Genomic DNA, 20,040 nt, shown 5'->3' with positions numbered 1-20,040 from the left:
CCGGCCTTTCTTCACCCTGAGCCGTGCCGGGCCCGCTGTCCACCGGGAGGAGATGAGATGCCGGTCACTCGCTCAGTCGGTGTCCTGCTTCAGGGCGGTGTCGATCGTCAAGGCCGCGGCGACCACCATGCTGGCGAGCGGATCCGGCAACGGGTGGGGGATCTCCACGACGTAGTTGTCCGCCGTGGTGAAAGCGGCTTTCAGGATCCCACCCCAGGTCTTGGTCACCCGGGCGACCTCGGTGCCGGCGTGGTCGCGAATCGAGAAGTTCCAGGCGCGCCAGTTCTCGGCGAAGATCCCGCCGATCGACTGGCCGTCGACGATGAAGCCGAACCGGATCTTGCCGAAGACGTTTTCCTGGACGATCTCCCCGATCGGCGTCTCGTCGGCCCTGGTGACCAGGAAGCGGGACTTGAACACCTTCGCCGGCCGCGTCACCTTGAGGACGGTGCTGTGGTTGGCGTCGCGGACCTCGAACTTGTGGGTCAGGAACTGGTCGTAGTTGGTAAGCAGGCGGATCGCCTTCTTCAGCGTGCTCTGGCCCACCTCGACGACCCCGCCGAGCTGGTTGCCGTGCTGGTCGAAGACGCCGAATTCGTTGGCCATCTCGATCAGCTTGGCGCGCTGGTTGACCACGAGCACCGGCTCGCTGAACAGGGTCCCGCCCCCGGCGCGCGTGCCGCCTCGGCCGCGTGTCGCGCGATTGACCTGGTTCTGGATCCGGGCCGGGTCGTGGGCGCGCTCGATGTCCAGCTCGATCGGCTCGGAATCGCTCGGTGGTGGGAAGGCATGGGCCGGCCGGGTGTCGGTGGTCCAGGCCTGGCCGTCCCACCATCGGTGCAGACGGGGGTCCCGCGCGTCCGGGTACCAGCCCGGCTGCGGTGGCGAACTCGTCATGGCCGGTCAGCCTATCGCCGCGGGCGCACTCATGGTGCCGGTCAAGGGAAATGCGGTGAATGTCCGCATCGTGGTGCCCCGGCCGGTGTTCGCCCTCGGAGATCGACCAGAATCGGTGGTCGTGAGTGAGCGAATCTGGCCCAGCGGCGCCGCGACGGCGATCGGCTCGATGCCGGGCACCGATCCCGCCGAAGCGGCCGCGGTCGTGTTCGGGGAACTGCCCGACTTCCCGCATCTGCCCGAGCTGCCGGCCCGCGGCGTCGGCGCGGACATGCTCGGCCGGACCGCCGCGCTGCTCGTCGACCTGGCCGTCGACGTGGTGCCGAGTGGCTACCGCGTTGCGTCCCGGCCTGGGCACGAGCATCGCCGGGCCGTCGATCTGCTTCGCTGGGATCTCGACGCCGTGCAAGAAGCGCGCGAAAAGGCCGGTGTCACGCCGCCGGTCTTCAAGGTCCAGGTGGCCGGGCCCTGGACGCTCGGAGCCGGAATCGAGCTGCCCCGGGGGCATCGGGTGCTCACCGACCGCGGGGCCTTGCGCGACTTTACATCGTCCCTGCTGGACGGCCTCGCCGAGCACGTCGCGGAAGTGCAGGCCAGGACCGGCGCGCCGGTGGTGGTCCAGTTCGACGAACCGTCGTTGCCCGCGGTGCTGGCCGGCAGCCTGTCGACGCCGTCCGGATACGGGAACGTCGCCGCGGTGCCGGCGCCCGAGGCTCGTCAGCTGCTCACCACGGTCATCGACGGCGCCCGGCGGGTCACCGAGCGCCCGGTGATCCTGCACTGCTGCGCCGCGAAACCGCCCCTCGGTCTGCTGCGAGAAGCCGGCGCGGACGCCCTGGCCTTCGACCTCGCCGCGCTCGACGGTGCCTCTGCCGCGTTCCTCGACGAGATCGGCGAAGTGTGGGACGGCGGAGCCACGCTGTTCCTCGGCGCTGTGCCGGCCACGGCGTCCGGGGCCTCTCCGAGTCTAAAGGACGTCGGCGAGCCGGCGTTCCGGCTGGCCGACCGGCTCGGATTCAACCGCAGCGTCCTCGCCGAACGAGCCGTACCCACGCCCGCCTGCGGCCTCGCCGGCGCGACACCGGAATGGATGCGCCGTGCCCTCTCTCTCACACGGGATCTCGGCAAAGCCTTCGTGGAGCCGCCGGAGGGCTGGTGACGGAATCCGGCGACTCACCGGCGTCCGCCTCGGCCGGCAAGTAGCGTTGGCGAGGTAGCCGACCGAACGAGGACCACCCGAAACCATGCGTCTGTTCCGCCGCAAGAACGCCGCCGCCGATCCGCCCGACCCGCGCACCGCATGGCCCGAGCAGCCGGTGCCGGACGACCCGGCCACCGCCGCGGAGGCGTTCTGGCACGGCTGGTTCGACCTGCTCCCGATGGTGAGCGCGGCTCTCGGTGAGGGTGAGCCGCACCGCGTCGAGCACGAGCTCTGCCAGCTGGTCGAGGCGCTGCACCCGCGGCTGCACTTCTCGCTCGAGCGTGGTCGCCAGGCGATCTACGCCCTGGTCGTGACCGGCCAGGAAGACCCCGAAGTACGGCCGTTCACCGACGCGTGGCGCGCCGCCGCGCCGCCGGACGACGCGATCTGGGAGTACCACGACTCGGTCCCACCCGTGCCCGATCCGACCGAAGTCACGGTCAACCTCGGCGAGCACCGGATCGCGCTGGCCGACGTCCGGGTCGTCGCCCAGGTGGACGACGACGAGCACGTGGTCGACGTCGCCGTTTTCCACCCGCGCTTCGGCGACCTCGACGACGCGACCCGGCGGACCATGACCTTCCTGCCGCTCGACGCGACATTGGGTGAACGGCTCGCCGCCGAACGGTTACGGCGCGTCGAGACCGCGGAGGCCGAACCGGCCGGCTCCATCACCCTTCTGGAGTTCCGTGAACTGGTCCGCGGACTGGGCGGCGGACCAGACGAAAATGTCGGTACCTCCGGCTAGGGTTACCACCCGTGAGCAGCACCGAACTTCCCCAGGACCAGGTTGCGGCGGTCGACGCCCCGGTGGCCGCGGAGGACGTCACCGACGTCCCGGCCGACGTGCGCGAGCGGCACAGCGCCCTTGCCGAGGAGCTGCGCGACCACCAGTTCCGCTACTACGTCCTGGACTCGCCGATCATCTCGGACGGACAGTTCGACGAGCTGCTGGGCGAGCTGCAGCGGCTCGAGGACGAGCACCCGGCGCTGGTCACGCCCGATTCCCCGACCCAGCGGGTCGGGGGCACGTTCTCGACGGAGTTCACCGCGCACGACCACCTCGAGCGCATGCTCAGCCTGGACAACGTGTTCGACCAGGACGAGTTCCTGGCCTGGGTGGAACGCGTCGAGAAGGAGGTCGGGCGCACCGAATTCCTCGCCGAACTGAAGATCGACGGCCTGGCGATCAACCTCCTGTACGAAAACGGCCACCTGACCCGAGCGCTCACACGAGGTGACGGCCGGACCGGCGAGGACGTCACGCTCAACGTCCGCACCCTCGACCAGGTGCCGCTGACGCTGGCGGGCACCGACGAGTTCCCGGTGCCCGCCCTGGTCGAGGTGCGCGGCGAGGTCTTCTTCCGCGTCGAGGACTTCCTCGAGCTGAACGCGAAGATGGTCGAAGCCGGCAAGCCGCCGTATGCGAACCCTCGCAACACCGCGGCCGGGTCGCTGCGGCAGAAAGACCCCAAGATCACTCGCGAGCGTCGGCTGCGGCTGATCTGCCACGGGCTCGGCAAGCGCGAGGGCTTCGAGCCGCAGCGCCAGTCGGAGGCCTACGACGCGCTGGCCGCGTGGGGTCTCCCGGTGTCGCCGCACAGCAAGGTCCTGACCTCGGCCGACGAGCTCACCGCGCACATCGCCTACTGGGGCGAGCACCGGCACGACGCCGAGCACGAGATCGACGGCGTCGTCATCAAGGTCGACCAGGTGGCGTTGCAACGGCGACTAGGCACGACCTCGCGCGCACCCCGCTGGGCGATCGCCTACAAGTACCCGCCGGAAGAGGCGATCACCACGCTGCTCGACATCCAGGTCGGCGTCGGCCGGACCGGGCGGGTGACCCCGTTCGCCGTCACCGAGCCGGTGACGGTCGCGGGGTCGACCGTGGCCAGGGCCACCCTCCACAACCAGGAGGAGGTCAAGCGCAAGGGCGTGCTGATCGGAGACCGGATCGTCATCCGGAAGGCCGGCGACGTCATCCCCGAGGTGCTGGGGCCGGTGGTGGATGCGCGCACGGGCGACGAACGCGAGTTCGTCATGCCCACCCACTGCCCGGAATGCGGTACCGAGCTCGCCTACCAGAAGGAAGGCGACAAGGACATCCGCTGCCCGAACACCCGGTTCTGCCCCGCGCAGCTGCGGGAGCGCCTGTTCCACCTGGCCGGGCGCGGCGCCTTCGACATCGAGGTCCTCGGGTACGAGGCGGCGGTCGCGTTGCTCGACGCGCGGGTCGTCGCCGACGAGGGCGACGTCTTCGATTTGAACGAAGACAGCCTCGCCGAAGTCGAACTGTTCCGGACGAAGGCGGGCGAGCTGTCGGCGAACGCGCGGAAGCTGTTAGCCAACCTCGATGCCGCGAAGGACAGGCCGCTGTGGAAGGTGCTGGTCGCCCTCTCGATCCGGCACGTCGGGCCGACCGCGGCTCAGGCGCTGGCCCGTGAGTTCGGCTCGATCGAGCGGATCGAGCAGGCCACCGAGGAGGAGCTTTCGGCCGTCGACGGCGTCGGCCCGACCATCGCCCACGCGACGCAGGAGTGGTTCGAAGTCGCGTGGCACCGCGAGATCGTCGAAAAGTGGCGACGGGCCGGCGTGCGGATGGAGGAGGAGCGCGACGAGTCGATCCCGCGCCACCTCGAGGGGCTGTCGATCGTGGTGACGGGCTCGCTCGACGGCTTCTCCCGCGACGAAGCGAAGGAAGTCATCATGGCGCGCGGTGGCAAGGCCGCCGGGTCCGTGTCGAAGAAGACCGCGTTCGTCGTCGTCGGGGATTCGCCTGGTTCGAAATACGACAAGGCGGTTCAGCTCAAGGTGCCGGTGCTCGACGAGGCCGGCTTCCGCGTACTGCTGGAGCAGGGCCCCGACGCGGCGCGGGAGGTGGCGCTGCCGACCGGCGAGGAGGCCGCGGAAGAAGAAGCCGGGGGAGTGGATGGGTGACGTCGAGATCCGGCCGCCGCGGGCCGAGGAGTATGCGGCGGCGGGCGAGGTCACGGTGCAGGCGTACGAAGCCGATGGTCACCTGGCCGGCGACGTCGGCTACGACGCGGCGCTCCGCGACATCGCGCGTCGGGTCGAGGCGGCCGAGGTCCTCGTCGCTGTGGACGGGACCGGTGAGGTGCTCGGGACGGTGACCGTCGTGGACCCGGGGTCCGAGTACGCCGAGATCTCACGTCCGGGTGAGCTCGAGTTCCGGATGCTGGCGGTGGCGCCGTCGGCGCGTGGTCGCGGTATCGGCGAGGCCCTGATCAAGGCCGTGTTCGACCGCGCACGGGCGCGGGGGCTCCGGAAGGTGGTGCTGAGCAGCCTCGACCGGATGCACAGCGCGCATCGGCTCTACGAGCGTCTCGGGTTCACGCGCCTGGCCGAACGGGACTGGCGGCCGTTCCCGCACATCACGCTCATCGCCTATCAAATCGACGTCTGACCTGGGCCTCGTCGAAAAAGGGACGGACCCATGAAGGGCTCGTCCCTTTTCGACGACGTGCGAAGGCTAACCGTCGAGGACGACCGCGACGATGCCGGCGAGGTGGGCGAGCCGGGCGACCTCGGCGGCGCGGAAGTTCGGGCCGCCGGGGCGGGCGACGAGCAGCGCCTTGCCCGGCTTGCCGAGCGGGGTCGCGGCGAGCTCGGTGCCGAGCTCCTTCCACGTCTCCGGGATCCACGCTTCCTCGCTGTCGAGGACCGTCGCGCGCTCGAGCGGCAGCCAGGGCAGGTCGGTGATCGGGGTCTCCGGAGCCGCGCTGGACGACGCCAGCCGGACCGCACCGGTCTCCGAATGCTCGACGATCATCGCCCAGCCGGCGCGCACGATGCGGGGGACGCCCTCGGCGAGGATGTCGAGCCCGGACTTCGGCTGCGCGGCGATTTCCTCCACGAGCTCGAGCTCGCGGTGCGTGTCCAGGACGCCCGCGTAGGGACGGACCGCGTCCACTTCGACGCCCTCGACGCTCTCCGCGGCCGTGATCAGCGCGTCGGGCAGGCGGCCCGACGGTAGCTCGACCACCAGGTCGTCGACGGCGACCCCGCTGCCGCGCTCGACGACGTCCACGCTGAGGATGTCGGCGCCTACCGTGCCGAGCGCCGTGGCGACCGCGCCGAGGGTCCCCGGGCTGTCCGGAAGGAGGACCCGGATCAGGAACGACACCACGCGCCCCTCTCACCTCTGGCGTCCCAGCCTTGCCGTGGGACGCTCGATGCCGGTCGCCGATTGTGACAGACCCACCCGGCTCGCGGGACCTGCTGTCCGCCGGGCGGGATGTGAGCGTCGCCGGACGGCAGCCGGCCTGCGCCGGGCGTAACCCAGTCGAGTCCGCCCGCGCCGCCACCATAGACTTGCAGCTTCCGAGACAACCCGCACAGCACAACCCGGGAGTCACCCGCGTGCCCAACATTTCCCGAGACGAGGTCGCGCACCTCGCGAAGCTGGCCAGGCTGGCCGTGACCGACGACGAGATCGACGTCTTCGCCGGCCAGCTCGACCAGATCCTGGACTCGGTGGCCAAGGTGAGCGAGGTCGCCGCCGCCGACGTGCCGCCCACGTCGCACGCCGTGCCGCTGACGAACGTCTTCCGACAGGACGTCGTCGTCCCCGGGCTCACGCAGCAGCAGGCGCTGGCCGGTGCGCCGGCCGCCGAGGACGGGCGTTTCCGGGTGCCGCGGATTCTGGGGGAAGAGCAGTGACCGAGCTCATCAAGCTGACCGCCGCCGAGCTGGCGGGCAAGATCCACTCGCGCGAGGTGTCCGCGGTCGAGGTGACCCAGGCTCACCTGGACCGGATCGCCGAGGTCGACGACCACATCCACGCGTTCCTGCACGTCGACACCGAGGGCGCGCTGGCCGCGGCCAAGGCCGTCGACGAAGGCCTCGCCGAGGGCCAGGCGCCCGCGTCACCGCTGGCCGGCGTGCCGCTCGCGCTCAAGGACGTCCTGACCACCGAGGGCGTGCCGACGACCTGTGGTTCGAAAACGCTCGAAGGCTGGCTGCCGCCGTACGACGCCACGGTGACGCGCAAGCTGCGCGAGGCCGGCGTCGTCATCCTCGGCAAGACGAACATGGACGAGTTCGCCATGGGGTCGTCGACCGAGAACTCCGCGTACGGCCCGACGCACAACCCGTGGGACCACGCCCGCATCCCGGGCGGGTCGGGCGGTGGCTCGTCGGCGTCGATCGCGGCGTTCGAGGCCGCCATCGCCATCGGCACCGACACCGGCGGGTCGATCCGGCAGCCCGGGTCCGTCACCGGCACGGTCGGGGTCAAGCCGACCTACGGCGGGGTGTCCCGCTACGGCCTCGTCGCTTTTTCGTCCTCGCTCGACCAGGCCGGGCCCTGCGCGCGGACGGTGCTCGACGCCGCCCTGCTGCACGAGGTCATCGCCGGGTACGACCCGCGGGACTCGACGTCCATCGACGCGCCGGTGCCGCCCGTCGTCGCCGCTGCCCGCCAGGGCGCGAACGGTGATCTGAAGGGCGTCAAGGTCGGCGTCGTGAAGGAGTTCGGCGGCGACGGCTACCAGCCGGGCGTGCTGCGGTCGTTCCAGGCCGCGGTCGAGCAGCTGCGGGCGCTGGGCGCCGAGGTCGTCGAGGTCTCTTGTCCGCATTTCGTCTACGCGCTGCCCGCTTACTACCTGATCGCGCCGAGCGAGTGCTCGTCGAACCTCGCGCGGTTCGACGCCATGCGCTACGGCCTGCGCGTCGCCGACGACGGCACGCACAGCGCCGAAGAGGTCATGTCGCTGACGCGCGAGAAGGGCTTCGGCGCCGAGGTCAAGCGGCGGATCATGCTGGGCACCTACGCGCTGTCGTCCGGCTACTACGACGCCTACTACGGCTCGGCGCAGAAGGTGCGCACGCTCATCACGCGTGACTTCGACGCCGCCTTCGAGCAGGTCGATGTCCTCGTTTCGCCCACGACGCCGACCACGGCGTTCAAGATCGGCGAGCGCGTCGACGACCCGATGGCGATGTACCTCGCCGACTTGTGCACGATCCCGTCGAACCTCGCCGGCAACGCCGCCATGAGCGTGCCGAGCGGGCTGTCCGACGAGGACGGGCTGCCGGTCGGGCTGCAGATCATGGCCCCGGCGCTCGCCGACGACCGGCTCTACCGGGTCGGCGCCGCCTACGAGGCCGCCCGCGACGCCGCCGCCGGCGGGGCGCTCATCCACAAGGTCCCGGAGCTGGGAGGAACGAAGTGACTGCCGTGGCCGAGTTGATGGACTACGCCGACGTCATCGAACGCTTCAACCCGGTCCTCGGGCTCGAAGTGCACGTCGAGCTGAACACCAACACGAAGATGTTCTGCGGCTGCCCGAACGAGTTCGGCGGCGAGCCGAACACGAAGGTCTGCCCGACCTGCCTCGGCCTCCCCGGCGCGCTGCCGGCGGTCAACGGCAAGGCCGTCGAGGGCGCCATCCGGATCGGTCTCGCGCTGAACTGCGAGATCGCCGAGTGGTGCCGGTTCGCCCGGAAGAACTACTTCTACCCGGACATGCCGAAGAACTTCCAGACGTCGCAGTACGACGAGCCGATCGCCTTCAACGGCTACCTCGACGTCACGCTCGACGACGGCGAGGTCGTGCGCGTGGAGATCGAGCGCGCGCACATGGAGGAGGACACCGGCAAGTCGCTGCACGTCGGCGGCGCCACCGGCCGGATCCACGGTGCCGAGCACTCTCTGCTCGACTACAACCGGGCCGGCGTGCCGTTGATCGAAATCGTGACAAAGCCGATCGAGGGCACCGGTGAGCGGGCGCCCGAGGTCGCGCGGGCCTACGTGAGCGCGTTGCGCGACCTGCTCCGCGCCCTCGACGTGTCGGACGTTCGGATGGACCAGGGCTCGCTGCGGTGCGACGCGAACGTCTCGCTGATGGCGAAGGACGCGACCGAGTTCGGAACGCGCACCGAGACGAAGAACGTCAACTCGCTGCGCAGCGTCGAGCGCGCCGTCCGCTACGAGATGACGCGGCAGGCGGCGATCCTCGCCGAGGGCGGTTCGATCAAGCAGGAGACGCGGCACTTCCAGGAGGCCGACGGCACCACGTCGTCGGGCCGGACGAAGGAGACCGCCGAGGACTACCGGTACTTCCCGGAGCCCGACCTGGTCCCGATCGCGCCGTCTCGCGAATGGGTCGAGGAGCTGCGCGGGACGCTGCCGGAGATGCCCTCGGAGCGGCGGAAGCGGATCCAGCAGGAATGGTCACTTTCCGACGAAGCCCTGCGTGACCTGCTGAACGTCGGTGCGGTCGACCTCGTCGCGGCCACCGTCGAGGCCGGCGCGTCGCCGGATGAGGCCCGTGGGTGGTGGGTCAACACCCTCGCCCAGGAGGCCAACGCGCGCGAGGTCGAGCTGACCGACCTGCCGATCACGCCGAAGCAGGTGGCCGAGGTCATCGGGCTCGTGTCGTCCGGTGAGCTGACGAACAAGCTCGCCAAGGAGGTCGTCCAGGGCGTGCTCGCCGGTGAGGGCGAGCCGCGGGAGGTCGTCGAGAAGCGCGGGCTGAAGGTCGTCTCGGACGACTCGGCGCTGCTCGCGGCGATCGACGAGGCCCTGGCGGCGCAGCCGGACGTCGCGGACAAGATCCGCGGCGGCAAGGTCGCCGCGGCGGGCGCCATCGTCGGTGCGGTCATGAAGGCGACCAAGGGGCAGGCCGACGCCAAGCGCGTGCGCGAGCTGATCATCGAGCGCGTCGGTTCCTGACCTTGCCGGGATTCGTCAAAAGCGTCACCTGGCGCGAGTGGCTCGGCCTGGCGGCCGGGCTGCTCGCGCTGGGGTCGACGTTCCTGCCGTGGACCACGCTGACCGCCACCAGGCCGGACATCGAAGACATCCTCGCGCAGCTGCCCCAGGGTGACGTCGTCCGTGACGCGTGGCACTCGAGTTTCTTCGCCTGGTGCCCGCCGCTGCCGTTGCTGGTGGCTGGGCTGGTCGTGGTCGTTTTCGGGCGAATCCGCACCGTGCGCGTCAGCGGCCTGCCGCAACTGTGGCTGGTCGTTGCCGCGGCGTCACTGCTGCTGATGGTGCTGGGCTGGGTCACCCTGGAGTGGGAGTTCGACGCCGACCAACGCGGGATCTTCGAGGCCGCGGGGGTCGCCATCAGACCCGGACTGGGCCGGTTCCTCGGGTTGTTCGCGGCGCTGGTGTCCGGCGTCGTCGCTTTCCTGGACATGCGGGCGATGCGGGCCGAGAGCCGGAAGCCGCGGAAGACTCGCAGCACGAACGGCTGATCTTCGCGTTCCTTTCGGTAAGAATCCTGCCACTGGAGAATTTTCGACCGGGTGCGGGAGTCGTCCGACCGGTGGATCGCGGTCGTTGACAACGTTGACATCGCAGTCGGCCGTTGCGTGAGAAAGCGCTTTCTGGAACGGTCGGAGAGGGCAGGCCCCGCCACGGAGATCGCCGCCTCCGCAGGTGAACGGGCTGGGTGGATCGGCGCTGCTGGGGTGCCGGAGCCGTGGAGGGAGACCCGGGTTGGCTCAGAGAAAGCGCTTACGGGTGGCGGTCATCGGGACCGGGGCCATCGCCGAGAGCCACCGGACCGCCTTCGAGGCCCACCACGGAGACGTCGACATCGTGGCCGCCGCCGACGTCGACGAGGCGCGGGTCGCCGCTTTCTGCGCCGGGACCGCGCACGCCAAGCCCTACCGCGACCTGGGCACCCTGCTGGCCGAGCGGGAACCGGACCTCGTCTCGATCTGCACGCCGCCGAGCCTGCACGTCGAGCAGACGAAGAAGGCCCTTGGCAGCGGCGCCTGGGTCTGGTGCGAGAAGCCGCCTTGCCGGTCGCTCGCCGAGTACGACGAGATGACCGTCGCCGAGCGGGACGGTGGGCCGTACGCCGCCTTCGTCTACCAGCAGCGGTCCGGGGCGGCCGCCGCGCACTTCCGGGAGCTGCTCGCCGGTGGGGAGCTGGGGCGTCCGCTCGTTGCGCACTGCCAGACCACCTGGTACCGCGATGCCGCCTACTACTCGGTGCCGTGGCGGGGACGCTGGGAGACCGAGGGCGGCGGGCCGGCCATGGGGCACGGCATCCACCAGATGGATCTGCTGCTTCACCTGCTCGGCGACTGGGCCGAGGTGCGGGCGATGACCGCGCGGCTCGTGCACGACGTCGAGACCGAGGACGTCTCCACGGCGCTCGTCCGGTTCGAGTCGGGGGCGCTGGCGACCGTCGTCAACAGCGTCCTCTCGCCGGACGAAGTGAGCCGGATCCGGATCGACTGCGAACGCGCCACCGCCGAGCTCAGTCACCTCTACGGATACGGCGTCAAGGACTGGCGCTACACGCCGGCGCCGCAGGTCGCCGAAGCGGACGTCGCGCGGTGGCATACCCCGGCTGCCGACGTCGACAGCTCGCACGCCGCCGCCTTAACGCCGATCCTTGCCGCTTATCGGGCCGGGCGGCGGCCGCCGTGCAGCGGGGATGACGGGCGGCAGGTGCTGGAGTTCATCGCCGCGCTCTACAAGTCCGCCGCCACCGGGCTCGGCGTGCGCCGCGGGGAGATCGGGCCGGGTGATCCCTTCTACCGCTCGATGGCGGGCGACCAGGCAGGAGGCCGCGGATGAGCGCGACGATCACGGTGACCCACCGGCACGGCGAGAGCGTGTCCGTCGAGGCGGGCGGCGTCCAGCTGATGTCCTATGTGTACAGGCCCGACCCGGTGGCCTTCGAGTCGCGCAAGCCCTACGCCCACCCGCTGCGGACCCTCGGCGGCCGGCACGTCAGCGGGTACCGGCCTGCCGACCACCGGTGGCACAAGGGGCTGCAGATGACGTCGAGTCACCTGTCCGGGCAGAATTTCTGGGGCGGCCACACCTACGTCCCCGGCGACTGGTACCAGGAACTTCCCGACCGCATCGGCTCCATGCGGCACGACGGGTTCGCCGCCTTCACCGTCGCACGCGATCGGCTGGCCTTCACCGAGGACCTCACCTGGGTCGCCAACGGCGGGGACGAGTGGGCGCGGGAGCGGCGGGACATCGTCGTCCACTCGGTCGAGCCGGACGACGGGTCCTGGGCGCTCGACTGGTCGATCGAACTGACCGACCTCCGGGACGTCCCGCTCGTGTTCGGCAGCCTGACCACCGCCGGGCGCGAGCTGGCCGGGTACACCGGCCTGCACTGGCGCGGGCCCCGGGACTTCGGGGGCGGACAGGTCCTGGGCCCCGGGGACCTCGAAGGCGAGGCGATGATGGGTGCCCAGGCGCCGTGGCTGGCGTTCGTCGGCGAGCACGACGATGTCGACGCGCGTTCGACGCTCGTCTTCGCCCACGCGCCCGAGAACGACAAGGCGATCCACGAGTCGCACTGGTTCGTCCGGGCCCAGGAAGCGCCCATGGTCGCCTTCTCGTGGGCGTTTTTCGACGAATTCGACCTGCCACCGGGCGAAAGCTTCGCCTACCGCTACCGGATCGTCGTCGCCGACGGGGCCTGGGACCGCGACCGGGTGGCCCGCTACCTCGACGGGCACGGCTGGTCATGACCGACTTTCCGCTTCCGGGTGGCATCGGCGTCTCGCACCTGCGCGCCTACGACTGGGCGGCCGAGGACGGCGTCTGCGGCGGCAGCCCGCACGTCCACCTCGCCTGCACCGAGGCCTATGTCGTCACCGGGGGTCATGGGGCCGTCCAGACGCTGAGCGCCGGCGGCTACGCGGAGACGCCGCTGGAGCCCGGCGTGATCGCGTGGTTCACGCCCGGGACCGTGCACCGGATGGTGCAGGGTGACGGCCTGCGCGTCACCGTCCTCATGCAGAACAGCGGGCTGCCGGAGGCCGGTGATGCCGTCTTCACGTTCCCGCCCGATGTGCTCGCCGACCCGGCCGCCTACGCCGAGGCCGCGGCGTTGCCGAAAACCGACGACGCCGCTCGGCAACGCCGTGACCTGGCCATTCGTGGGTATCTGCCGCTGCGGGACGCCCTGCGGGACGGCGATCCGGAACCGCTGCGGGCGTTCCACCGGGCGGCCGTCGCGCTCGTCGCGCCGAAGGTCGCAGAGTGGGTACCGCGCTGGCAGGCCGGGGCGTTGCGGGCCGCCGAACTGACCGGTGCCCATCTCAAGGCGCTCGCCGACGGCGACGGGAGCCATCTCGACCGGTCCGGCCTGCGGGTCACGACGCCGTCGAACCCGGACGGTTACGGCATGTGCGGACGCCGGGCCGAATACGACATCCCATGGGACCGATCCGACCAGGAAGGCTTGCAGTGATGAACCAGTCCAGCATCGGAGTGCTGCTCAACGGGGTGACGGGCCGGATGGGTTACCGGCAGCACCTGCTCCGGTCGGTCCTGGCGATCCGCGAGCAGGGTGGCGTCATCCTGCCGGACGGCAGCCGCGTGCAGCTCGAGCCGATCCTCGCCGGGCGCAACGCCGCGAAGCTCAAGGACCTCGCCGACCGCCACGGCCTGACCGCGTGGACCACCGACGCCGATTCCGCGCTTCAGGACGTCGACGTCTACTTCGACGCGCAGCTGACGTCGGCGCGCGAGCCGTCGGTGCGGGCGGCGATCGCCGCGGGGAAGCACGTCTACGCCGAGAAGCCCCTTGCCGAAAAACTGACATCGGCGCTGGAGCTGGCCGGGCTCGCGCGGGACGCCGGGATCTGCCACGGCGTCGTGCACGACAAGCTGTTCCTGCCCGGGCTACTCAAGCTGCGGCGGCTGGTCGACGGCGGGTTCTTCGGGCGGATCCTGTCGGTGCGCGGCGAGTTCGGCTACTGGGTCTTCGAGGGCGACTGGCAGGAGGCGCAGCGCCCGAGCTGGAACTACCGGGCCGAGGACGGCGGCGGGATCGTGCTCGACATGTTCTGCCACTGGAACTACGTGCTCGAGAACCTCTTCGGCCGGGTCGAGGCCGTGACCGCGAAAGCGACAACGCATATCCCGCGCCGCTGGGACGAGCAGGGCGAGGCGTACGCGGCGACGGCCGACGACGCCGCGTACGGCATCTTCGAACTGGAGTCGGGGGTCATCGCGCAGATCAACTCCTCCTGGTCGACGCGGGTTTTCCGCGACGAGCTGGTCGAGTTCCAGGTCGACGGCACCGAGGGGAGCGCGGTCGCCGGGCTGCGGCGGTGCCGCGTCCAGCACCGGTCGGCGACGCCGAAGCCCGTCTGGAACCCGGACCTGCCGGCGACCGAGCCCTTCCGCGACCAGTGGCAGGAAGTGCCGGACAACGCCGAGTTCGACAACGGCTTCAAGGCGCAGTGGGAGGAGTTCGTGCGGGACGTCGTCGCCGGGCGGCAGCACCGCTACGACTTCTTCTCGGCCGCCCGGGGGCTGCAGGTCGCCGAAGCCGGGCTGACGTCGTCGGCCGAGGGGCGGCGGGTGGAGCTGAAGCCCCTGGCGTGAGCCGAGCTGTCACACGCTCGGCTGGTGCCACGCCGATCGGCCGGCTGCGGGCGCGCGACGGCCGATGCGGTTTTCGCCGTGGTCGAATATCGGCGACGGCGGAAAACCGCAGGTCAGTCCTTGCCGTTGCCCCCGCCGGACGTGGCCGGGGTGATCAGCACGACGCGGTCGTCGCTGGAGACCGGGGTGCCGCCGTCCTTGTTGACCGTGCCCGCCACCGCCAGCTGCGGGTTGATCATGCTCATGCCGGCGAGCCGCCCGTACGTCACCGGCGGCTTGCCGGTCTTGCCGTCGAGACTGACCGTCGGCTTGCCGCTGATCGCGCCCTCCGGGGTCACCGGCAGGTTCTGCAGGTTGCCCGCCAGTGACGTGCCGATCGAGAGCGAGCCGTTGGCGTCCACGAAGTCGGCGCAGCCCGCGACGCCCGGCTTGTCCGGCCACGTCCACGCCGGCGTCGTCAGCGGCTGGCCGCCCTGGACCCGGTAGAGGGCGTCCTTGTCGGCGAGGTGGTCGGTGACCCAGACGCGCCCGCCGTCGGCCGACGCGCACACCCCGCCCGGCGAGTGCAGGCCGGTCGCCACCACGAGCGCGCCGTTCGGGTTGCCCGCCGCGGCCTTGCCGGAGGTGTCGATCCGCAGCAGCTTCCCGGCGAGGGAGTTCGGGTCGGCCGCCGCGCCCGGGTTGCCCGCGTCGCCGGTCGCGACCAGCAGCGCGCCCCGGTTGTCGGTGCCGATCGTGCCGCGGTTGCCGGACGCGCCCTTCGGGATGCCGGTGACGACCGGCTTGGGCGCCTGGCCCTTGGCGAAGCGCACGACACGGTTGTCGGTCGCGGTCGTGATGTAGGCGAAGACCAGCTGGTCCTCGACGTACGACGGCGACAGCGCGAGGCCGGTGAGGCCGCCGTCGCCAGCCGCCTGGACGTCGAGCTTCGCGAAGTCCGTCGCGTCCTTGCCGCCGGTGGCCAGCAGGACGCGGCCGCTTTTACGCTCGCCGGCCAGCGCGCTCGGCGCGGAGCCGTCACCGGGCAGGCCGGCCACCGCGGCGACGGTGTCCAGGCACGTCGCGATCACCGCCGGGTCGAAGTCCTTGCAGCCCTGCGGCGGCGGCACGGGGGCGGCCGACTGGCCGGGCCGCGCCTGCTTGCCGTCGCTCCCGGAGTCCGCGCCGGGCCCCTGGACCTCGGGTGGCGACTCGGGGCTCGGCATGGGGGCGGGGCTGAACGTCTGGCCCGCCGCGGTGTCGTCGAACCGCGCGCACCCGGCGGGCAGCAGGACGCCGCAGGCCAGGATCGCCAGCAGGGCCGAGCGGTAGCGGGTGCGCATGATCCCCCAGCCTAGGGGCCGGTGCGTGAACCATGAGTGAGTACTCCTCGATTACGTTGGGATCATGACGCTGACCGTGCTGGTGCCCGACGACGAGGGCCTGACCGTGCTCGCCGAGGTCCCGCGGGTCCTGCCCGTGCGCTACCAGTGGGGCGAACCGGTGCCGCCCGAGGCCGCGAAGGCCGAGGTGCTCATCCCCGGCAAGCACCCGCCGGGGGAGCAGCTGTGGCGCACGGTGCCGAACCTGAAGCTGATCCAGCTGCTGTCCGCCGGCGCCGAGGACTGGGTCGGCAAGGTGCCCGACGGCGTCCTGCTCTCGACCTGCCGGGGCGCGCACGGCGGGAGCACGGCCGAGTGGGTCGTCGCCGCGCTGCTGTCCATTTACCGGAAATTGGACATCTTCGCCGCGGCGCAGCGCGAAGGCCGCTGGGACCGGCAGACGGCGGACACGCTGCAGGGCAAACGCGTGCTCGTCATCGGCGCCGGCGACCTCGGACGGCACTTGCGGCGCCGGCTGGAGCCGTTCGACGCGCGGTGCACGATGGTCGGGATGACCGCGCGGGAGGGCGTGCATGGCGTGCGGGAGCTGCCCGGCCTGCTGGAGCTGCACGACGTCGTGGTGCTGATGGTGCCGCTGACGTCCCGGACCCGCGGGATGGTCGACGCGGAGTTCCTCGGGCGGATGCGCGACGGCGCGGTGCTGGTCAACGTCTCGCGCGGCGCCGTCGTGGACACGGACGCTTTGGTCGCGGAATTGACCACGGGCCGGTTGCGGGCCGCTCTCGACGTCACCGATCCCGAGCCGCCGCCGGCCGGGCACCCGCTGTGGACGGCGCCGGGGCTGCTGCTGACGCCCCACGTCGGCGGGGCGGTGCGCGGGGTGCGGGGGCGTTCGTACGCGGTCGCCGCGGCGGAGATCGCCCGGTACGCCGGTGGCGAGCTGCCGGACAACCTCGTCCACGGTGAATACTGAGCTCGCCAGGCCCGCGCGATTCCCCTAACCTGCGCGGGTGAGCAGTGGAGACGACTTTTCGCAGCAGCCCACCAGCCTCCTGTCGGGCGTCGAGGACGATCGGTCGGACGACACGCCGCGCCAGGGCGGGCTCGGCCTCGGCCTGCTGATCCTGCGGCTGGCGCTCGGCGTGACCATGGGCGCGCACGGGCTGCAGCACCTGTTCGGGTTGTTCGGCGGGCCGGGCATCGGCGGGTTCGCGCGGGTGCTGGAGACGTACGGCTACCACAAGCAGACGACGCTGCTGTCGTGGATCACCGGCATCACCGAGGTGGCCGGCGGGGTGCTGGTGATCGTCGGGCTGTTCACGCCGCTGGCCGCGGCCGGCCTGCTCGGGGTGGCGGCCAACGCGGTGTACGCGAAGTTCCACGGCGGGTTCTTCGAGGGCTCGGGACAGGGGTTCGAGTTCGAGCTGCTGCTGGCGGCTTCGGCGTTGAGCCTGCTGTTCACCGGGGCCGGGCCGATTTCGCTGGAGCGGAACACGCCGTGGCGGAAGCGGCCGTTGCCGCTGGGGCTGGTTTCACTGCTGCTGGCCGCCGCGGCGGCCGTGGTGGTCATCGTTTTGACGAGGTAGCGGCCCCTGGGGACAACTCGGCGGCCTCGGTCAGCCCTGTGGACAACTCGGCTCCGGCGGGCGGGAACTGTCGGTCGGCTTCGGTAACGTTGAAATCGGGGGTCCCCCGAGCGGCGGGGGTGTGCTGGACGTGGAAAAGGCCGCCCCGGCGAGCCGGGACGGCCTTCTCGGAAACCTCGAGAACGCCGCCCTGGCGGACCGGGACGGCCTTCTCGAAAAACTTACTTGTTCACGTCCCGGACCGCGCCCGTGTCCGCCGAGGTTGCCATCCGGGCGTACGCGCGCAGGGCCGCCGTCACCGGGCGCTGGCGGTCCTTCGGCTGCCACGGCCTCTCCGACGCCTCCATCTTCGCGCGGCGCTCGGCCAGGATCGCGTCGTCCACCAGGAGCTCCAGGCGGCGCTCGTGGATGTCCAGCAGGATCCGGTCGCCGTTCTCCACCAGGCCGATCAGGCCTCCCGCCGCGGCCTCGGGGGAGATGTGGCCCACCGAAATGCCCGAGGAGCCGCCCGAAAAGCGGCCGTCCGTGATCAGGGCGCACTTCTTGCCCAGGCCCGAGCCCTTCAGGAACGCCGTCGGGTGGAGCATTTCCTGCATGCCCGGGCCGCCCGCCGGGCCCTCGTAGCGGATCACCAGGACCTCGCCCGGCTGGATCTCCTTCTTCAGGATCGCCGACACCGCTTCCTCCTGGCTCTCCAGGACCCGGGCCGGGCCCTCGAAGTGCCACAGGTCCTCGTCGATGCCCGCGGCCTTGATCACCGCGCCGTTCTCCGCCAGGTTGCCGCGGAGGATCGCCAGGCCGCCGTCCTTCGTGTACGCGTGCTCGACGTCGCGGATGCAGCCCTCCGCGGCGTCGGTGTCCAGGGACGACCAGCGGTTCGACGTCGAGAACGCCTGCGTCGTGCGCACCCCGCCCGGCGCCGCGTGGAAAAGCTCCACGGCGGAAGCAGAGGGCGACGACGCCCGGATGTCCCACGCGGAAAGCCACGACTCGAGATCACGCGAGTGGACCGACCACACGTCCGTGTTGAGCAGGCCGCCGCGGTGGAGCTCGCCGAGGATCGCCGGGATTCCGCCCGCGCGGTGGACGTCCTCCATGTGGTAGTCGGAGTTCGGCGCCACCTTCGACAGGCACGGGACCCGGCGGCCGATCGCGTCGATGTCGGCGATCGTGAAGTCGACCTCGCCCTCCTGAGCGGCCGCGAGGATGTGCAGCACCGTGTTCGTCGAACCGCCCATGGCCATGTCCAGCGCCATCGCGTTCTCGAACGCCGCCTTCGACGCGATCGAGCGCGGCAGGACCGACTCGTCGTCGTTTTCGTACCAACGGCGGCACAGCTCGACGACCGTGCGCCCGGCCTCCTCGAACAGCGCCCGGCGCGCGGCGTGCGTCGCCAGCGTCGAGCCGTTGCCGGGAAGCGACAAACCGAGGGCTTCGGTCAGGCAGTTCATCGAGTTCGCGGTGAACATGCCGGAGCACGACCCGCACGTCGGACACGCCGAACGCTCGACGACGGCCAGCCCGTCCTCGTCGACCTCGGGGCTCGCCGACGCCGCGATCGCGGTGATCAGGTCGGTCGGGGCCTGCGCGACGCCGCCCACGACCACGGCCTTGCCGGCCTCCATCGGGCCGCCCGAGACGAAGACCACCGGGATGTTCAGGCGCATCGCCGCGTTGAGCATGCCCGGGGTGATCTTGTCGCAGTTGGAGATGCACACCAGCGCGTCGGCCTGGTGCGCGTTGACCATGTACTCCACCGAGTCGGCGATGATCTCGCGCGACGGCAGCGAGTAGAGCATGCCGGAGTGGCCCATCGCGATGCCGTCGTCGACGGCGATCGTGTGGAACTCGCGCGCGACGCCGCCCGCTTCCTTGACCGCCTCGGCGACGATCTCGCCGAGGTCCTTCAGGTGCACGTGGCCCGGCACGAACTGCGTGTAGGAGTTGGCGATCGCGACGATCGGCTTGCCGAAGTCGCTGTCGGTCATGCCCGTGGCGCGCCAGAGCGAGCGGGCGCCCGCCGCGTTGCGGCCGTGGGTGGTGGTCCGGGAACGGAGAGGCGGCACGGGAACTCCCAGGTCAAAGGGTGGCCGGCGAAACTGGTAGGACCAATTTACGCTGCCGGGTGAGGCTCGTCCGTTGAGGGTGGGGGCGGGGACCGGGTAACGGCCGCGCCCGGCCCGCCGCGAGGGTTACTCGGCCGACGGCGTCCCGGGCTTGATGTCCTCGTCCTGCAGCACCCCGCTCGGGTCCGCGACCAGGCCCTCGCTGACCAGCGACAGCACCGGCAGGTGCCGGGTCCGCACGGTCGGCAGCGGCACCTTCGTGTCGTCCTGCAGCACCGCCTGCACGCGCGCCCGCTTCGTGATCGCGAGCCCCTTCAGCGCCGACCACGGGATGTCGCGGTGGCCGAACACTGTGCGGACCGCCAGGCCCGAGCGCGTCGCGATCGTGCGGTGGCGGACCACGAACACCGCCAGCGCGATCGGGAAGATGTAGAGCCACTGCAGGTACGGGATCTCCCCGAGCGCGATCGGCGTCACGCAGATCGTCAGGAGGGCGATCGCCATGAAGGACGTGCGGGGGACGCGGAAGACGGCCTTCCGGCCTTCGTCCTGCTGTTTTTCGGCCACCCGGAAATGGTGCACCGCGCGCACCGCCGGCCCGGACCCGGGTCTCGCCGGT

The 20,040-nt window shown here is 71.1% G+C and carries 19 protein-coding genes; 14 read left to right on the top strand and 5 right to left on the bottom strand.

The genetic code is table 11. The features are described from left to right. Positions 1 to 72: 72 nt before the first annotated feature. Positions 73 to 897 (bottom strand): phospholipid scramblase-related protein, encoded by an 825-nt coding sequence (locus H5965_RS33090; RefSeq protein ID WP_310974696.1) that lies wholly within the window; start codon positions 895 to 897, stop codon positions 73 to 75. A gap of 121 nt (positions 898 to 1,018) precedes the next feature. Here H5965_RS33090 and H5965_RS33085 point away from each other — a divergent pair, with 121 nt between their 5' ends. The 4 genes from H5965_RS33085 (at position 1,019) to H5965_RS33070 (ending at position 5,525) form a co-directional block, all read left to right on the top strand. Continuing rightward, entirely contained in the window at positions 1,019 to 2,056 is a 1,038-nt protein-coding gene (locus H5965_RS33085) for a methionine synthase (protein ID WP_310974695.1), read from the top strand. A gap of 85 nt (positions 2,057 to 2,141) precedes the next feature. Next, positions 2,142 to 2,846 (top strand): hypothetical protein, encoded by a 705-nt coding sequence (locus tag H5965_RS33080; RefSeq protein WP_310974694.1) that lies wholly within the window; start codon positions 2,142 to 2,144, stop codon positions 2,844 to 2,846. An 11-nt stretch (positions 2,847 to 2,857) separates the two neighbouring features. Beyond that, on the top strand, positions 2,858 to 5,038 hold the full coding sequence (ligA, locus tag H5965_RS33075; RefSeq protein WP_310974693.1) for an NAD-dependent DNA ligase LigA: 2,181 nt from the start codon (positions 2,858 to 2,860) through the stop codon (positions 5,036 to 5,038). Further along, complete coding sequence (locus H5965_RS33070) at positions 5,031 to 5,525, top strand: GNAT family N-acetyltransferase (protein WP_310974692.1); 495 nt, start codon at positions 5,031 to 5,033, stop codon at positions 5,523 to 5,525. The genes ligA and H5965_RS33070 overlap by 8 nt, the downstream gene beginning before the upstream one ends. A 66-nt stretch (positions 5,526 to 5,591) precedes the next feature. Here the strand turns inward: H5965_RS33070 and H5965_RS33065 are convergent, their stop codons facing one another. Continuing rightward, entirely contained in the window at positions 5,592 to 6,245 is a 654-nt protein-coding gene (locus H5965_RS33065) for an amino acid-binding protein (RefSeq protein WP_043781008.1), read from the bottom strand. Between the two features lie 236 nt (positions 6,246 to 6,481). On the opposite strand from H5965_RS33065, the gene gatC reads away from it, so the two are divergent. The 8 genes from gatC to H5965_RS33025 all read left to right on the top strand — a co-directional run bounded on the left by gatC (position 6,482) and on the right by H5965_RS33025 (position 14,447). Next, the gene (gene gatC, locus H5965_RS33060) at positions 6,482 to 6,781 is read left to right on the top strand and encodes an Asp-tRNA(Asn)/Glu-tRNA(Gln) amidotransferase subunit GatC (protein WP_310974691.1); all 300 of its coding nucleotides are present in this window, start codon (positions 6,482 to 6,484) and stop codon (positions 6,779 to 6,781) included. Beyond that, positions 6,778 to 8,295 (top strand): Asp-tRNA(Asn)/Glu-tRNA(Gln) amidotransferase subunit GatA, encoded by a 1,518-nt coding sequence (gene gatA, locus H5965_RS33055; protein WP_310974690.1) that lies wholly within the window; start codon positions 6,778 to 6,780, stop codon positions 8,293 to 8,295. The genes gatC and gatA overlap by 4 nt, the downstream gene beginning before the upstream one ends. Next, entirely contained in the window at positions 8,292 to 9,797 is a 1,506-nt protein-coding gene (gatB, locus tag H5965_RS33050) for an Asp-tRNA(Asn)/Glu-tRNA(Gln) amidotransferase subunit GatB (RefSeq protein WP_310974689.1), read from the top strand. Before gatA ends, gatB begins: the two co-directional genes overlap by 4 nt. Then, complete coding sequence (locus H5965_RS33045; RefSeq protein ID WP_310974772.1) at positions 9,794 to 10,324, top strand: hypothetical protein; 531 nt, start codon at positions 9,794 to 9,796, stop codon at positions 10,322 to 10,324. The genes gatB and H5965_RS33045 overlap by 4 nt, the downstream gene beginning before the upstream one ends. A 244-nt stretch (positions 10,325 to 10,568) precedes the next feature. After that, entirely contained in the window at positions 10,569 to 11,663 is a 1,095-nt protein-coding gene (locus tag H5965_RS33040) for a Gfo/Idh/MocA family oxidoreductase (RefSeq protein WP_310974688.1), read from the top strand. After that, entirely contained in the window at positions 11,660 to 12,580 is a 921-nt protein-coding gene (locus tag H5965_RS33035; RefSeq protein ID WP_310974687.1) for a PmoA family protein, read from the top strand. The genes H5965_RS33040 and H5965_RS33035 overlap by 4 nt, the downstream gene beginning before the upstream one ends. Then, positions 12,577 to 13,305, top strand: a complete 729-nt coding sequence (locus tag H5965_RS33030; RefSeq protein WP_310974686.1) for a cupin — start codon at positions 12,577 to 12,579, stop codon at positions 13,303 to 13,305. The genes H5965_RS33035 and H5965_RS33030 overlap by 4 nt, the downstream gene beginning before the upstream one ends. Beyond that, complete coding sequence (locus tag H5965_RS33025; protein ID WP_310974685.1) at positions 13,305 to 14,447, top strand: Gfo/Idh/MocA family oxidoreductase; 1,143 nt, start codon at positions 13,305 to 13,307, stop codon at positions 14,445 to 14,447. The genes H5965_RS33030 and H5965_RS33025 overlap by 1 nt, the downstream gene beginning before the upstream one ends. A 113-nt stretch (positions 14,448 to 14,560) precedes the next feature. Here the strand turns inward: H5965_RS33025 and H5965_RS33020 are convergent, their stop codons facing one another. After that, complete coding sequence (locus H5965_RS33020; RefSeq protein ID WP_310974684.1) at positions 14,561 to 15,769, bottom strand: PQQ-dependent sugar dehydrogenase; 1,209 nt, start codon at positions 15,767 to 15,769, stop codon at positions 14,561 to 14,563. 64 nt (positions 15,770 to 15,833) lie between these two features. Here H5965_RS33020 and H5965_RS33015 point away from each other — a divergent pair, with 64 nt between their 5' ends. Then, entirely contained in the window at positions 15,834 to 16,742 is a 909-nt protein-coding gene (locus H5965_RS33015) for a 2-hydroxyacid dehydrogenase (RefSeq protein ID WP_310974683.1), read from the top strand. 37 nt (positions 16,743 to 16,779) lie between these two features. Further along, positions 16,780 to 17,355: a DoxX family protein gene (locus tag H5965_RS33010; RefSeq protein WP_310974682.1), complete on the top strand. Its 576-nt coding sequence runs from the start codon at positions 16,780 to 16,782 to the stop codon at positions 17,353 to 17,355. 221 nt (positions 17,356 to 17,576) lie between these two features. Here H5965_RS33010 and ilvD read toward each other — a convergent pair whose 3' ends face one another. Next, entirely contained in the window at positions 17,577 to 19,421 is a 1,845-nt protein-coding gene (gene ilvD / locus H5965_RS33005; protein WP_310974681.1) for a dihydroxy-acid dehydratase, read from the bottom strand. Between the two features lie 126 nt (positions 19,422 to 19,547). Then, positions 19,548 to 19,988: a PH domain-containing protein gene (locus tag H5965_RS33000; RefSeq protein WP_310974680.1), complete on the bottom strand. Its 441-nt coding sequence runs from the start codon at positions 19,986 to 19,988 to the stop codon at positions 19,548 to 19,550. Positions 19,989 to 20,040 lie beyond the last annotated feature (52 nt).

This window comes from Amycolatopsis sp. 505, from assembly GCF_031625235.1.
GTDB lineage: Bacteria > Actinomycetota > Actinomycetes > Mycobacteriales > Pseudonocardiaceae > Amycolatopsis.
Note: the sequence above shows the minus strand (reverse complement) of the source record. Positions and strands in the feature narration are given on the sequence as shown.